The sequence below is a fragment of the Rheinheimera sp. MMS21-TC3 genome, from assembly GCF_032229285.1.
Lineage (GTDB): Bacteria > Pseudomonadota > Gammaproteobacteria > Enterobacterales > Alteromonadaceae > Alishewanella.
Genome location: NZ_CP135084.1, coordinates 2195410 through 2210401, shown reverse-complemented (window position 1 = coordinate 2210401; position 14992 = coordinate 2195410). Strand labels below are relative to the sequence as shown.

At 40.6% G+C, this 14992-nt stretch carries 13 protein-coding genes and 1 riboswitch; of the genes, 8 read left to right on the top strand and 5 right to left on the bottom strand.

All coding sequences use genetic code 11. The features are described from left to right. The first annotated feature begins 21 nt into the window (after positions 1 to 21). The 3 genes from thiL to RDV63_RS10755 are packed head-to-tail and all read left to right on the top strand — an operon-like array spanning position 22 to position 4533. Positions 22 to 984: a thiamine-phosphate kinase gene (thiL, locus tag RDV63_RS10765; protein ID WP_313909504.1), complete on the top strand. Its 963-nt coding sequence runs from the start codon at positions 22 to 24 to the stop codon at positions 982 to 984. Then, entirely contained in the window at positions 981 to 1460 is a 480-nt protein-coding gene (locus RDV63_RS10760; RefSeq protein WP_313909503.1) for a phosphatidylglycerophosphatase A, read from the top strand. The genes thiL and RDV63_RS10760 overlap by 4 nt, the downstream gene beginning before the upstream one ends. A gap of 25 nt (positions 1461 to 1485) precedes the next feature. Continuing rightward, entirely contained in the window at positions 1486 to 4533 is a 3048-nt protein-coding gene (locus tag RDV63_RS10755) for a diguanylate cyclase (RefSeq protein ID WP_313909502.1), read from the top strand. A 69-nt stretch (positions 4534 to 4602) separates the two neighbouring features. On the opposite strand, the gene dxs is transcribed toward RDV63_RS10755, so the two are convergent. From dxs to xseB, 3 genes are read right to left on the bottom strand one after another with little or no spacing between them, the layout of a single operon-like run. Further along, positions 4603 to 6465 carry a 1-deoxy-D-xylulose-5-phosphate synthase gene (dxs, locus tag RDV63_RS10750; RefSeq protein WP_313909501.1) on the bottom strand — a complete coding sequence of 621 codons (1863 nt, stop codon included), beginning with the start codon at positions 6463 to 6465 and terminating at the stop codon, positions 4603 to 4605. 14 nt (positions 6466 to 6479) lie between these two features. Further along, positions 6480 to 7367 (bottom strand): (2E,6E)-farnesyl diphosphate synthase, encoded by an 888-nt coding sequence (ispA, locus tag RDV63_RS10745; protein WP_313909500.1) that lies wholly within the window; start codon positions 7365 to 7367, stop codon positions 6480 to 6482. Position 7368: 1 nt separating this feature from the next. After that, complete coding sequence (xseB, locus tag RDV63_RS10740) at positions 7369 to 7614, bottom strand: exodeoxyribonuclease VII small subunit (RefSeq protein ID WP_313909499.1); 246 nt, start codon at positions 7612 to 7614, stop codon at positions 7369 to 7371. A 194-nt stretch (positions 7615 to 7808) separates the two neighbouring features. Between xseB and pomA the strand changes: the two genes are divergently transcribed. The 3 genes from pomA to thiI all read left to right on the top strand — a co-directional run bounded on the left by pomA (position 7809) and on the right by thiI (position 11052). Continuing rightward, positions 7809 to 8576, top strand: coding sequence for a flagellar motor protein PomA (gene pomA / locus RDV63_RS10735; RefSeq protein WP_313909498.1), 768 nt, complete (start codon positions 7809 to 7811; stop codon positions 8574 to 8576). Position 8577: 1 nt separating this feature from the next. Beyond that, the gene (locus RDV63_RS10730) at positions 8578 to 9516 is read left to right on the top strand and encodes a flagellar motor protein MotB (RefSeq protein WP_313909497.1); all 939 of its coding nucleotides are present in this window, start codon (positions 8578 to 8580) and stop codon (positions 9514 to 9516) included. Between the two features lie 78 nt (positions 9517 to 9594). Next, positions 9595 to 11052 carry a tRNA uracil 4-sulfurtransferase ThiI gene (gene thiI / locus RDV63_RS10725; protein ID WP_313909496.1) on the top strand — a complete coding sequence of 486 codons (1458 nt, stop codon included), beginning with the start codon at positions 9595 to 9597 and terminating at the stop codon, positions 11050 to 11052. Here thiI and RDV63_RS10720 read toward each other — a convergent pair. Together RDV63_RS10720 and RDV63_RS10715 are read right to left on the bottom strand one after the other, a co-directional pair. Continuing rightward, on the bottom strand, positions 11040 to 11960 hold the full coding sequence (locus tag RDV63_RS10720; RefSeq protein ID WP_313909495.1) for a ketopantoate reductase family protein: 921 nt from the start codon (positions 11958 to 11960) through the stop codon (positions 11040 to 11042). The genes thiI and RDV63_RS10720 overlap by 13 nt on opposite strands. Then, entirely contained in the window at positions 11933 to 12283 is a 351-nt protein-coding gene (locus RDV63_RS10715) for a VanZ family protein (RefSeq protein WP_313909494.1), read from the bottom strand. The genes RDV63_RS10720 and RDV63_RS10715 overlap by 28 nt, the downstream gene beginning before the upstream one ends. Before the next feature lie 144 nt (positions 12284 to 12427). Between RDV63_RS10715 and RDV63_RS10710 the strand changes: the two genes are divergently transcribed. Further along, positions 12428 to 12910, top strand: a complete 483-nt coding sequence (locus RDV63_RS10710) for a YajQ family cyclic di-GMP-binding protein (RefSeq protein WP_313909493.1) — start codon at positions 12428 to 12430, stop codon at positions 12908 to 12910. A gap of 71 nt (positions 12911 to 12981) precedes the next feature. After that, positions 12982 to 13167, top strand: a riboswitch (cobalamin riboswitch). Positions 13168 to 13200: 33 nt separating this feature from the next. After that, entirely contained in the window at positions 13201 to 14991 is a 1791-nt protein-coding gene (locus RDV63_RS10705) for a TonB-dependent receptor domain-containing protein (RefSeq protein WP_313909492.1), read from the top strand. The last annotated feature ends 1 nt before the right edge of the window (position 14992 follow it).

Below are 14992 nucleotides of genomic sequence, written 5' to 3'. Positions count from 1 at the left end.
AGGGTCGGCTTTTTAATTTTTATGGGTGAATTTGAACTCATCGCAGAATATTTCTCAGCTGTAGGGGCTAACCGTAGTGACGTTGTCACCGGAGTAGGTGATGACGGCGCTGTAATCCAAGTTCGAGATGGCCATGATTTAGTGGTGACGACTGATACTATGGTCTCAGGTACCCACTTTTTTGCTAATGATGATCCCCGCGCTTTAGGTCATAAGTTAGTGACCGTCAATATTAGCGACTTAGCTGCCATGGGCGCCGAGCCAGCTTGGTTGTCTTTAGCTTTAACTATGCCAGAGGTTAATCAAACCTGGTTAAAACAGTTTAGTGCCGGTGTCAATGAGACGGCCGAATACTATAATTGCCAACTGGTTGGTGGTGATACTACTCGAGGCCCTCTTAGTTTAACTATGACAGCTAAAGGCTTAGTTCCCAGAGGCAAAGCCTTAACTCGCAGTGGTGCTAAGGTAGGTGATTACATTTATGTAACTGGTACCTTAGGTGATGCAGCACTAGGCTTAAAATTGCAACAAGGCTTACACCAAGTTAGTAAAAAACATCATACCCATATTCTGCAACGGTTTCAGTATCCTTCCGCTCGAGTTGCTATAGGCCAAGCCTTGCGTAATATAGCTAATAGCGCTATGGATTTATCTGATGGTCTGTATGGTGATATTCAGCATATTTTACGCCGCTCTAGTGTTGGTGCTAGCATAGACGTACAAAAGCTACCTTTATCACAAGCGTTGAAAGACAGCTGTGATAATGCCAGCGCCTTTGCACTCGCTTTATCGGGTGGTGAAGATTATGAATTACTCTTTACGGTACCAGAGAATAAACGTGGCTCACTCGATGTGTTACTGTCACCTTATGGGGTAGCCCTAACTTGTATTGGTCGCATTACCGGTGTGGTTGGTAAGTTAGAATTAAAAAATGGCGAGCAGGCATTTAATTATCAGCCGCAAGGATTTAAACATTTCGCATGACACTACCTAGCTTTCGTTTAACTAAATGGCAGCACTTTTTAGCCTTAGGCTTTGGCTCTGGCTTAGCTAAATACGCCCCTGGTACTGTAGGCACTTTAGTAGCTGTACCTATAGTTGCCTTACTAATGTGGGCAGGTAACTACTACTTGTTAAGCTTTATAGTCTTAGGTACTTTATTAGGTGTTTATGTTTGTGCCGTTGCTACTAAAGATATTGGCCAGCCCGATCATGCTGCTATTGTTTGGGACGAGATTATTGGCTTTGCTATAACAATGTTTTTGGTGCCTTTAACCTGGCAGTACTTATTATTAGGTTTTATTTTATTTCGTTTATTTGATATTACTAAGCCTTGGCCAATCCGTTGGTTTGATAAAACAGTCCATGGCGGTTTAGGTATTATGTTGGATGATGTTTTAGCGGGTATGGCTGCCTGTGTCAGCTTGCACCTTATTGTGAATTGGATTAGTAGAATTTAGCCTTAAGTTTTAAGGTAGGGGATCAATGAAACAGCAACTACTTATATTAATATTCTGTTTTGTCTCTGCTTCCTTACACGCATTTAGCCAACAATCCATGTATGACTTTGATATTAAACATTGGAGTAGTACTGATGGCTTATCTAGTAACTCTGTACGTGCTATCACTCAAGATAACCAAGGCTATATTTGGCTAGGCACTTTATATGGTTTAAATCGCTTTGATGGCAATCAGTTTGAGCACTTTACAACTAAAACCCAGCAAAATTTAGCGAGTAATAATATTACTCGGTTGTTTAAAGACAGTAAGGGTTATATTTGGGTTGGTACTAAGACTGGTTTGTCCGGTGTTGAACCGTCAAATTTACAGTTTGAGCACTACAAAATTACAGCAGAAGTAACCTCTATTATTGAAATATCACCAGATGAAATTTGGCTTGCTGCTGATTATTTGTACCGAGTAAAAAATGGTCAAACTTCTCGGGTAGAGAAAATACGAGAACAAGTTAATCAATTACAAAAGGTAGGTGATAAGGTTTGGGTAACTAGTACCCATTGGTTATATAGCTATGATTTAAATGAAGATACCCTTATTAGCTATGCCTTACCGTTAGAGTTAGTGCAAATACCAATTTATGATTTATATTGGGAAAATGAACATTTATATTTAGCCAGTGAATCTGGGTTTTTCTCGTTAGATCCTAGTGGCCATATTAGTAAATGTGAATTACCAGATAAAACCAATACTGCAGTATATAAGTTACTGCAAGATAGCTATGGTAACAATTGGATCTCAGCGAATAGAAAGCTATTTCATCAACATGCAGATCAAGATTGGCAATATATTACTGGAGATGAATTAGGTAACTCGCCTTGGTTTAGTGATATTTATGAAGATAAGCAAAAAAATATTTGGTTAGCTAGCTTTAGTGACGGTATTTATCGCTCATCTATCGGTAATATTAATCGGGTCTTGCCTGAAGGGGCTGACAGAATTATTCGTAGTGTTGCGGTTACGCCGCAAAATACCTTGTTATTAGCTGGTCAATTAGAGTTAGGTGAGTTATTTGTCAATGGTGATTATAAAGCTTTACTTAATACCGAGCAGCTTGGGGTAGGGACAGTATATGATATGCACTGGCCAACCGAAAATGAACTATGGTTAGCAACCTCTAAAGGTGTATACGCCCATCAACGTGGTACTAAAACCCTGACTAAAGTGTTTGAAAGCTTAGAAAATAGTTTAGTAAGAGTGCTTGAGCCCGATCAGCAAGATGGTATCTGGATAGGCGGCGTTATGGGCTTGTATCATTACCAAAATAATAAGCTTGCCCCATTTGCTTTGATGGACCAACTTGAAACTCGGCATATTACTGCTTTGCAGCAACAGCAAGATTTAGTTGTGTTAGGTACTATCCGTGGCTTATATCAGTATAAAAATAATAGATTAACCCGCTTAGGAACTGATACCGCGTTATTTAATAGTTATATTACCGCTGTATTAGTCTTAGCGGATAACTCTTTATTAGTTAGTACTTTAGATGATGGTGTTTTTATTCGCCAAGCAAAAGGGACTTGGTTTCAATTACATGATGGTAATGGTTTACCGCACAGCCCTGTTGTCAGTATGATTGAAGACAGCGTAAATGGAATTGTTTGGTTAAGTAGTTTAAAAGGCATATTTAGGCTTAAACTTCAGCCTTTTAGCGCAACAAAGTCTGATAAATTAGGCCCTGTGTTGGCTATTGATGAGGTGCTTGGGCCTTATGATAGGCAATTAGGCACTATTCCTGGCCGTTGTTGTAATGGTGCAGGGCATGACAAAGTGGCATTGTGGCAGCAAAGATATTGGTATCCTACTTTAAAAGGTGTAGTGTCGGTTGCTGCTGATTTAAATAAACAAAAGCACAATCAGCTACAGCCAGTCATAAAAAAAGTACTAGGTCAGCAAATTTACCCACTCAACTATAAGCAGCCAAGCTTATTGCTTAAATTAGATGATCGTAGTGTTAGTCTGCATTATGCGGCACTAGAATTTGTAAAACCTAATGCTCTTGAATTTAGGTATCAACTCCAAGGTTTTGAGTCCAGTTGGCATGAAGTTGGCTCGCGGCGTGAAGCCATTTATACCAATTTACCACCTGGGCGTTTTGTGTTTCGATTACAAAGTCGCTTTGATAATCAACCGTGGTCACAAGATGCAACCACAGAATTAGAGTTAATAGTGCCAAAACGTTTTGATGAAACCCTTGTTTATCGCGGGTTATGGTTATTATTATTCCTGTTTTGTTTATATGGTGTCTTATGGTTGTTGCGTCGTAACGCTATTAATAAACAACAGCAATTAGGTCAACTAGTCAAGCAGCGCACTCAAGAGTTGGAAAATAGCAATATAAAGCTAAATGAACTGAACGAGCAAATGGCATTGTTGACCTATAAAGATAATTTAACCGGTTTACGTAATCGGCATTTTATGTTTGAGCAATTGCCTAAAGATATTGAACATTTTCAACGTAACCGTGAGTCGATGCAAATCCAAGGCAAAGGTATGGCATTGTTACAACTAGATTTAGATAACTTCAAGCATATTAATGATCAGTATGGCAATATCGCCGGTGATAGCTGTATGCAACAAGTAGCCTGGTTATTAATTAGAGAAACCCGCGGTTCAGATTATGTTGTGCGTTTTTCAGCTAATGAATTTGTATTAGTATTGCGAGACATTCATGTTGATTTGGTTGAGCAGTTTTGTCATCAGTTAAATGAACAAATTTCTCGCACCGCCTTTGTGTTACCTGATGGTAATAAGACTTACTTAACTTGCTCTATTGGTTATGCTTTGTATCCATTGCCTTTATTAGGCGGTCAATTAATAAGCTGGGAAATCTCGTTACAATTAGCAGAGATATCTTTATATCATGTTAAACATTCGGGTAAAAATGGAGTTGCCAGTATTGAATTTGATCAGCAAGTTGATGCTTTTGAATTTGAAGACTCCTTGCATATTGAAGCCCAAGTTGAACGTTTACTAGCTGTAGGCTTAGCCCGTTTTACTTTATATAAATCTGAGTAAAACTAACCCAATAATTTTGGGCAAAAAAAACACTAGCAAGGCTAGTGTTTTTTATTACTAGGCTAAAGCTTAATTAAGCTTAGCAGTTATACTCGCTAAAATGCCGGCACTGTCTAAGCCTAATTCTGCATAGATTTCTTCTTGAGTTCCGTGCTTAATAAACTGATCTGGTAAGCCTAAGTTTATACTACGCACGGCTAAGCCTTCCGCAGCAATAAATTCATTAACGGCTGAACCTGCACCGCCCATGATGGCGTTATCTTCTACAGTGACAAATACATCATGTGTAGCCGCTAATTGCTTTAACAGTTGTTGATCTAAAGGCTTTACAAAGCGCATATCAATTAAACTGGCATCTAATTGTTCTGCAACTTGCTGACAAGCACCTAGTAAGGTACCAAAGGCTAAAATAGCAATAGCCTTACCTTGACGTACTTGTCGCGCTTTACCAATGGCTAATAGCTGCATATCTTCATTAGCTGCTATGCCTGTGCCTATACCTCTTGGGTAGCGTACTGCGGCAGGGCCAGAGTACTGGTAACCCGTATAAAGCATTTGCCGGCATTCATTTTCATCTGACGGCGCCATTATAATTAAGTTAGGGATGCAGCGCATAAAGCTTAAATCAAAGGCACCTTGATGGGTTGGGCCATCAGCGCCAACAATACCTGCTCTGTCAATGGCAAACAGCACATCTAAGTTTTGTAAGGCGACATCATGGATCACTTGATCGTAGCCTCGTTGTAAAAAGCTGGAATAGATAGCCACTACTGGCTTTAAGCCTTCTATAGCCATACCAGCAGCTAAAGTGACAGCGTGCTGCTCGGCAATAGCAACGTCAAAATATCGATTAGGAAAAGCTTTAGAAAATCTTACAAGATCAGAGCCTTCGCGCATTGCTGGTGTAATAGCTTGCAACCTTTCGTCTTGTTTAGCCATATCGCAAATCCAGCTACCAAAAACATTAGAGAAGCTAGGTAAGCTGGCCTTTTTAGCTGGCTGTTGCTCTTGAGCTGGGTTAAATTTAGAAACAGCATGAAAACCAATAGGGTCGGCTTCTGCTGGTGCATAGCCTTTACCTTTTTTCGTTACAATATGGAGAAGTTGTGGCCCTTGCATATTACGCATATTGCGAATGGTATCAACTAAGGCAATAACATCATGGCCATCAATAGGACCAATATAGTTAAAACCTAACTCTTCAAAAAAAGTACCAGGCGTGACCATGCCTTTAAAATGCTCTTCAGCCCGGCTAGCTAATTGATGTAATGGCGGCACGCCGCTAAGAATTTTCTTACCGCCTTCACGTAAGCTGGTATAAAAATTACCAGAAAGAATACGGGCAAAGTACTGGTTTAAAGCGCCAACGTTTTCAGAAATAGACATTTCGTTATCATTTAAAATAACCAGCATGTCCGGGCGTACTTCACCGGCATGATTCATAGCTTCAAATGCCATACCTGCCGTTATAGCGCCATCGCCAATAACAGCTGCAATTTTACGTTGGTTACGTGCTTGTTTAGCAGCAATAGCCATACCTAAAGCGGCACTGATAGAGGTGCTAGAATGGCCAACTGTTAGCACGTCATATTCGCTTTCTTCACGAAACGGAAAAGGATGCAAGCCATCTTTTTTGCGAATAGTTTGCATTTTGTCTCGGCGGCCAGTGAGAATTTTATGCGGGTAAGCTTGATGGCCAACATCCCAAATTATACGGTCATAAGGGGTGTTGTAGACATAATGCAGCGCTACAGTTAATTCAACTGTGCCAAGACCGGAAGCAAAATGGCCACTGCTTTGGCTAACAGAGTGTAATAAAAACCGCCGTAGCTCTTTACTTAAAGCTGGTAATTGTTCTTGCGGCAACTGTCTAAGTTGCTCTGGAAGATTTGCTTTTGCTAATAACGGGTAATCGTTAAGTTCTAACGCCATATTTTTTGCCTGTATTAAAACCTACGGTCGACTATATACTGCGCGAATTGGCGCAATTCATCGGTATTATAAGGTAGTGGTGCTAATGCATTAAGTGCATCTTGATAAAGTTGTTGTGCTTTTTCTTTTGCTTGGGCTAAGCCAAGTAACATTGGGTAGGTTGCTTTATTGCCCTTACTATCAGACCCCTGCGGTTTACCTAATGTTTGTGAATCACTCTCTATGTCGAGGATATCATCTTGCACCTGAAATGCTAGCCCTAGCGCTGCAGCATAGTGCAGTAATGAGGCTAATTCTGCTGGATCTTTTTTGGGACTGCAATGCCAAGCTAGGCGAACTGTTGTTTCTATTAAAGCCCCTGTTTTTAAACGGTGCATACGTTCTAATTGAGCCACTGTAGTAGGCTGATTAGTTTGTATGATATCAATAGCCTGGCCACCGCACATACCGCTGTAGCCTGAGGCTTTACTAAGGTGTTGTAGCATAGAAACAACATCTTTTGCTGCCACATCTTGATAAGGGTGTTGGCTTAAGATCTCAAACGCCATACTTTGCAGAGCATCACCGGCTAAAATTGCTGTCGCTTCATTAAAAGCTTTATGGCAAGTAGGTTTGCCACGTCGCATATCATCATTATCCATTGCCGGTAAGTCATCATGAATTAATGAATAGCTGTGGAGGGCTTCAATCGCTGCGGCGGGGCCATCAAGATCAGATAAACTTGCCCCTAACATAGAGCCACAGCTGTAAATTATAAAAGGCCTAATACGTTTGCCGCCCAGTAGCAAACTATATGACATAGCTTGCAATAATTGTGGCTCCGTTTCAGGGTAGCCTTGCAACAACTGTTGTAATTGGCGCTCTACTCTTTGTTGGTAAACCGCTAAGTTCTTTGAAAACACCTTATTCTCCTGCAGGGGCATCGAAAGGCAATAAACTCTCTTGCTGCTGCTGTTGCATTAACACTTGTACTTTTTGCTCTGCAGCTTGTAGGAGTTGCTGGCTTTGTCTGGCTAAAGTAATACCTCGCTCAAACTGCTGTAACGATTGATCGAGAGACAGCTCACCTTGCTCTAATTGTTGTACTATTTGTTCAAGTTCTGACAAAGTTTGTTCAAATTGGCTTAAGTCGGCTTTTTTTTTAGTCATTATGTTCTCGAAAAAGGGCAAAAACGTATCTTAGCGCACTATTATGAGCAATCAGAACGCAGAAGTGAAAGCTTAAATGTATAAATTGATGTATTTTATACTTAATGATTCGTTAATCTTGTCGATAAAGCGTAATGCTCTAAGATAAACTAGCGTAATACAGGCTGAAGTAGTCACGGGTAAAGGAGATTATAGTGGATATAGCAACCATTGTTGGCATGTTAGGCGCCATAGGTTTTGTGATCTTAGCCATGGTGCTAGGCAGTGCCGGTAATGTCGGAATATTTTATGATACTGTGTCAATATTAATTGTTGTGCTAGGTTCAATTTTTGTTGTGATATCAAAATTTACCTTAAGCCAATTTATTGACTCGGGTAAAGCTGCTGCTAAAGCCTTTATGTATAAAATTGAACCGCCGGAAGAGTTGATTGAAAAAGCCGTGCAATTAGCTGACTCAGCCCGTAAAGGCGGTTTCTTGGCCTTAGAAGAGGCAGATATCCCTAATCAGTTTATGCAAAAAGGCGTAAATATGTTAGTGGATGGTCATGATGGTGATGTGGTGAGATCCACTTTGTTAAAAGATATTAGCCTAACCGAGAAACGCCATGAAATTGCTATTGGTGTATTTAAAGGGTTAGGCGAAGTTGCCCCCGCTATGGGGATGATAGGTACTTTAGTTGGTTTAGTGGCTATGTTATCGAATATGGATGATCCAAAAGCAATTGGCCCAGCTATGGCTGTAGCATTATTAACCACTTTATACGGTGCTTTTATTGCTAACGTTATTGCTATCCCTATTGCAGATAAATTAGCGGTAAGAAACCAGCAAGAAAAACAAAACTACCAGTTGATTGTTGATGCTATTTTAGGGATCCAAGATGGTCAAAATCCGAAAATAATTGAAGGAATTTTGCGTAATTATTTAGCGCAAAGTAAACGCCAAGAAGTAGTGGTAGATTAAAATGAATGATGAAGCTGAAGAGTGTAAATGTCCGCCTCCGGGCTTGCCAATGTATATGAACACCTTTGCTGACTTAATGGCACTTTTAATGTGCTTCTTTGTTTTATTGTTAGCCTTTTCTGAAATGGATGTGCTTAAGTTTAAGCAAATAGCTGGCTCGATGAAGATGGCTTTTGGGGTGCAAAATAAAATTGAAGTTGATGATATTCCAAAAGGCACTAGTGTTATTGCATTAGAATTTCGTCCTGGCCGACCTGAGCCAACACCAATAGAAACCTTACAGCAACAAACCATGGAAGTAACTCAGCAAGTTATTGAGTTTCAAGCTGGTGATGAAGACTCTGCTGGGGGCAGAAAAGAGCAGCGTGACGATATGATAGGCGGTGAGTCTGCCAGTAATGCCGAGCAAATATCGGAAGCAGAAGCGGCTCAGCAAGCTGCCCAAGATAGAACTAATAAAGAAGTGAAAAAGCTAGCCGAGCAATTAGAGCAACAAATTCTTGATGGTGCTATTGAGTTGGAATCTTTAGGCCAGCAAATTATTATTCGTATTCGAGAAAATGGTTCTTTTGCTTCTGGCTCATCTTTTTTACAACCAAGGTTTAAACCAATAGTGCAGCGCATTGGCTTATTGCTTAATGATGTTCCTGGTGAAATAACTGTAACTGGCCATACCGATGACATTCAAGTGTCAAATGAGTTGCATACTAATAATTGGGACTTATCGGCGCAACGAGCTGTATCGGTGGCGACAGAAATGGTAAAAGCACAGGGTTTTGATCGAACCCGATTAGTGGTAGTTGGCCATGCCGATACTAAACCGCTAGAGCCAAATGATACTGAAGTCAATAGGCGGCGTAACCGTCGGGTAGAAATATCTATCATGCAAGGTAAGGCTAAAGAATCTACTCCTGTTAGTTTAGAGGGTGAAACTAACTAATTTTTGGCGCAGATTAGGTCTTTAGTAATAGATCCGCTATAATCTGCGCCACTTTTTCTGCCACAACTTAAACCTCTTATGATTGAATTTATTATTAAGCTCCATCCTGAAATTGTTATTAAAAGCAATTCTGTTCGCAAACGGCAAACTAAATTATTAGAGCGTAATTTAAAAACCATTTTAGTTCAGGTTGATGCTGCTGTGCGGGTGAATAATAACTTTGATCATCTTACTGTTCGTTGCGACAGCGATAGCGCAGAGTTACGGCAAAAACTAATTGATCGTTTAAGCTGTATCCCAGGCATTGTTAATTTCTCTGAAATGCAGTCGAGCCAATTTACTTCTTTAGATGATATTTATCAGCAAGTTAAAGATGTTTATGCTAGCCAGCTTGAAAATAAAACCTTTTGTGTTCGTGTTCGTCGCATGGGAAGCCATGATTTTAGTTCGATAGAAGCTGAGCGGTATATTGGTGGTGGCTTAAATCAGCTAGTAGCCAGTGCTAAGGTGCAGCTTAAAAAGCCTGATTTAACCGTAAACTTAGAAATAAAGCGCAATTTACTGCTAATGGTTAGGCAAACTCATGCTGGTATGGGCGGTTTCCCATTACCTTCTCAGTCGGATGTGTTGTCATTAATTTCAGGCGGCTATGATTCTGCTGTCGCAAGTTATTTAATGATCCGTAAAGGCTTACGCACCCATTATGTGTTTTTTAACTTAGGTGGAGCAGCGCATGAGACTGGTGTGCGTGAAATGGCCCATTTGATCTGGCATAAGTACAGTTTGTCGCACAAAGTTAAGTTTGTTAGCGTTAACTTTGCTCCTGTAGTAGATGAAATACTAGAAAAAATAGACAACGGTCTAATGGGCGTGGTTTTAAAACGGATGATGATGCGTGCTGCTAGCACTGTGGCTGAAAACCTGGGTATTAAAGCTATTGTCACCGGCGAGAGTATCGGTCAAGTATCTAGCCAGACCATAGCAAACTTAAATGCTATCGATAGAGTGACAGATATGCTGATATTAAGGCCGCTTATATATCATGATAAACAACAGATTATAGATATAGCTAAACAGATAGGGGCTGAAGATATTGCTAAAAGTATGCCAGAGTATTGTGGTGTAATCTCGCGTAAACCCACTATTAATGCTGTGTTATCAGAGGTGTTAGCTAATGAAGAAAACTTTGACTTTAGCGTCTTAGACAATGCGGTACAGCAAGCTAAAGTTTTAGATATCCGCACTATTGATTTTCAAGCCGATCAACAAGCACAGATAGTAAGTGAGTTAAGCGAGCTACCCGCTACAAGTATAGTGGTGGATATTCGCTCACCTGAAGAAACCGATCTTAAGCCCTTACAGCTGGTGGATGTGGAAGTTATTGAGTTACCTTTCTTTCGCTTACAGAGTCAATTTTCTACTTTAGATCAAACTAAACAGTATTACTTTTACTGTGATCAAGGGGTAATGAGCCGTTTACAAGCTTTAGTGATGCAAGAACAAGGCTTTAAGAATATAGCTGTTTACAGGCCATAGCTTTGCTGCAGCTGTAACACTTGTTGTTGTAGCTGCAAATTAACCGGCGTATTTATAGCGTATTGCCGGCCTTGTTCAACTATAAAACCAGAAATAGCATTAATTTCTGTTTGCCGTTGATGATAAACATCTTGCTGCATTGAGCTAAAGTTAGTGGCTGTTGCCTGCATAACGTGGCGTACTCGTTGCACAGATTCCTCAATAGCCATTTTATACCCCGTAGCTTGGCTTACTGCACAGACTTCAGTTACTAGCTGCTGAATAGTTTTTGTATACTTAGCTGCTAACAAGTCACCATTTTTGCAATTATTAATAGCCGTTAAGGGATTAATTACGGCATTAATTAATAACTTTTGCCATAAAAACGGTTTAATATCCGTTGCTAGCTGAACTGGGCCTAAGGCTATTGTCATTGCCTGTTTAACCGCACTAGATTGCTTGTTTGCAGCTAGATTTAAAGGCGCTAATACCGATTGACCTTGACCAGTATGCTGCAGCGTTGTAGCTGAGGTTTTAAGAGCAGCATGAGTAGTAGTTAAAAACCATAATCCTTGGCTTGGTAATAGTAGGGGTAAAACTTGCTCAATAGTCCCCATGCCATTGTGGGATAATATTATTTGCGCTTGAGTGCTTAGTAACGGAATTAATTCTTTAATCCCCGCAAGGACATCGTAACTTTTAATGGGTACTAAGACAGCCTGATAAGGTGCAACAGCAGGGCTAAAATAATATTGCTGTTGCTGGCCATCAGTGGCGGTAAACATAATATCTAGACTATTAGGCTGGCGTAAATGCAAGGTCACAGTATTAGATTGCTGTTGCAGGCGACAAGCAGCTAATAAGCCAATGGCACCTTGACCAACTATGGTCCAGTTTAGGTCTAGCTGCGTGGCCGGATACGATGCCATAATGCTCTACAAATATAAAAGCTAACAATACCAGCAATATCTGCTAATAAATCAAACCAATCACCATTACGACGGGTAAAGTAATGCTGAGCTAATTCTATGGCGGCACCATAGCTGCTCAATAAAATAAATGCGGGTACTAGGGTTAATTTAAAACCTTTCCATAATAAACCGCTTAACACAGCAAAAATAATAAAATGAGCTAGTTTATCTAAATGGGCTAAACCACCAGCTATAGAGTAACCTTGCAGCTCAGCTAAAAAACTGGCTGTTGCCACAGCAAAGCCTAAGATACAGACTATGCGATAAAATTGTTGGGGCACAAATACATCCTTTTTAACTGCCTATTTAAGCATTAAATTCTTAGCTCTGAAGGTTCGGTTGTTAATTTGCAGAACTGGCTCGGATTGTAGCAGTTTTGTGGTTATAATCGCTAGCAGACAAATCTTAAGTTTAGGAGAATGGGCATGCCATCATTTGATATTGTTTCTGAGGTTGATCAGCAAGAAGTGCTTAATGCAGTAGAAAATTCAAATCGAGAGTTAGCGACACGTTTTGACTTTCGTGGTGTAGAAGCTGAATTTACCATTAAAGATAAATTGATAACCATGCAAGCAGAAGCTGAGTTTCAATTACAGCAAATGCTAGAGATTTTTTTAAATAAAGCTATTAAACGTGGTTTAGATGTACGTTCTTTTAAAGAGGGTGATATTGTTCACTCAGGCAAAACTTATAGCCAAAGCTTAACCTTGCAACAAGGTATTGATGCGGCTATGGCAAAAAAATTAGTTAAGTTAATTAAAGATAATAAGTTAAAAGTGCAAGCTTCTATTCAAGGTGAGCAAGTGCGGGTTACCGGTAAAAAGCGTGATGACTTGCAAGAGGCTATGGCAGTTGTCCGTTCTGCAGAGCTAGAACAAGCCTTTCAGTTTAATAATTTCCGCGATTAATCTTCAATTAAAATAGCTAGACGCCTATTGGCGCTGTCAGTAACTCAGGCTAAACTGCCCGCGGCTTCATCAGGAAGCCGCTTTTTTTTGGTGCTGCTGAAAATGCAGATAATCGGGAATCTGGTGTAAATCCAGAGCTGCCCCCGCAACGGTAAACAACTGAATACCCTTAATAGCCACTGTCAATTGATGGGAAGGCAAGGGTAGGCGCAAGCAGGTTGTCAGCCCGGAGACCGGCCAAATAAATCAAGGTATTACAAAGGTGCGGTGGGCACGTTTTTGGAGTCTTTATGTTTAAATCTGCTGTAGCGGCTAGTTTAGTCGCATGGAGTGGTAATCTTGCTGCTTCGGTTATGAATAATCAAGCTAATCTTACCCATGAAATGGAGCATATTAGTATTTATGCTAACCGTTATACAACTGCCCAACAGCAGGTATTAGCTAGTGTAACGGTATTAGAGCGAGCCGACATTATGGCTAGACAAGCGGATGACTTACCTAACTTATTGTCTCAGCTAGTAGGCATTAATCTATCACGCGATGGAGGTAGAGGCCAAAATGCCAGTGTGTATATTCGAGGGGGGAATACTGGCCATAGTTTAGTGTTAATAGATGGTGTAAGGCTAGGTTCGGCCACCTTAGGTTATAAAGCCTTATCTATGGTGCCGCTGGAGTTAATTGAGCGAATAGAAGTAATTCGAGGGCCAAGGGCTGCTTTTTATGGTGCCGATGCATTATCCGGTATTATTGCTATTACCACTAGGCGCAGCAATGCAGTGCTTGAGGTTAATGCCAATACGGGTAGTTATGGCCAAGTTGGCGCTGATATTAGTGCTAGCCATACTATTGATGCGCTTATTCTGCGGGCAACTGTAGGCGGTAGTAGAGCTGATGGCTTTAATAGCCAACCCAATTTAGATGCCGACAAAGACGGCTATCAGCAGCAGTTTGCTAAGCTAGCAGCCGATTATCAAACCCGTTTTGGCTTATGGCAAGTACAAACCGATCTAAGCTCAGGCCGATACCAATTTGATTCTGCCTGGAATGATGAAGACCAAGCCGATAGCTTAAATAGAAATTATCTACTAGGTTGGCAGCATCAACTAGGTCAGTGGCAGCATCAGCTACAACTGAGTCGTAGCTTAGATAATGATACGAGCTTTGGCTCTAACTCACGCTCGCCCTTTATGACCGAACGGGATGAGCTTAACTATCAGGCTTATAGCCAAGTTAGTTCCTCTGTTACGCTGCTAGGCGGGGTTAATTGGTATCAAGAGCAAGTTGAGCGCTCTGCTACCGCTTATGAACAGACTAGCCGAATAAATAGGGCTTTATTTACAGGGGTAAGTTATCAGCAAAATGGACTGCAATTAGAGGCCGCGGCTCGGCGCGATATGTTTGATCAATATGGTGCTGAAAATACTTGGCAACTGGCTGTAGGCTATCAGTTTTTACCGCACTGGTTAGTGCGGGCAAGTCGGGCGACGGCGTTTAAAATCCCATCATTTAATGCGTTATATTATCCAGGTTATGCTAATCCCAACTTAAAGCCAGAGCAATCTTTAGCCGATGAGCTGGCCTTACGTTATAATAGTGCTCAATTACAACTTGAGCTAAGCTGGTTTCAGCGTGATGTTACTAATCTAATTCAAGGTATAAAGCAGGCTGAAAATATTACCTTATCCAAAATAGTTGGTATTGAATTAAGCATGGTTCAGCAATGGAGTAAGTTTACCAATGAGATTGCTTATACTTGGTTAGATACTAAAAATGTCAGTACCGGCAATAAACTTGAGCGTAGACCTGAAAACACTCTTAATTGGCGACTAAGTTATGCTGCTGATGATTGGTCAGCTTTTGTAACGGCAGATTATCAAAGTGCTACTTTTCAAGGTGATTTTGCACCAGAGGCTAATGTATCTAGCTTTACGCTATGGGGGCTAGGCGCTAGCTATCAACTTAGCTCTAAGCTGAGTTTACGTACAACTGTTAATAATCTATTTAATAAGCAATATCAAACTAGTGCAGGCTATGCTACAGCAGGAGCTAACGTTAAACTTAGCCTTAGCTACAAGCTGTAGT

Bases quoted from the DNA above. Each gene is read 5' to 3' on its own strand.
- RDV63_RS10720 (WP_313909495.1), bottom strand. From the start codon at position 11,960: ATGGCATCGTATCCGGCCACGCAGCTAGACCTAAACTGGACCATAGTT.
- thiI (WP_313909496.1), top strand. From the start codon at position 9,595: ATGATTGAATTTATTATTAAGCTCCATCCTGAAATTGTTATTAAAAGC.
- RDV63_RS10755 (WP_313909502.1), top strand. From the start codon at position 1,486: ATGAAACAGCAACTACTTATATTAATATTCTGTTTTGTCTCTGCTTCC.
- dxs (WP_313909501.1), bottom strand. From the start codon at position 6,465: ATGGCGTTAGAACTTAACGATTACCCGTTATTAGCAAAAGCAAATCTT.
- RDV63_RS10730 (WP_313909497.1), top strand. From the start codon at position 8,578: ATGAATGATGAAGCTGAAGAGTGTAAATGTCCGCCTCCGGGCTTGCCA.
- RDV63_RS10705 (WP_313909492.1), top strand. From the start codon at position 13,201: ATGTTTAAATCTGCTGTAGCGGCTAGTTTAGTCGCATGGAGTGGTAAT.
- xseB (WP_313909499.1), bottom strand. From the start codon at position 7,614: ATGACTAAAAAAAAAGCCGACTTAAGCCAATTTGAACAAACTTTGTCA.
- RDV63_RS10710 (WP_313909493.1), top strand. From the start codon at position 12,428: ATGCCATCATTTGATATTGTTTCTGAGGTTGATCAGCAAGAAGTGCTT.
- thiL (WP_313909504.1), top strand. From the start codon at position 22: ATGGGTGAATTTGAACTCATCGCAGAATATTTCTCAGCTGTAGGGGCT.
- RDV63_RS10760 (WP_313909503.1), top strand. From the start codon at position 981: ATGACACTACCTAGCTTTCGTTTAACTAAATGGCAGCACTTTTTAGCC.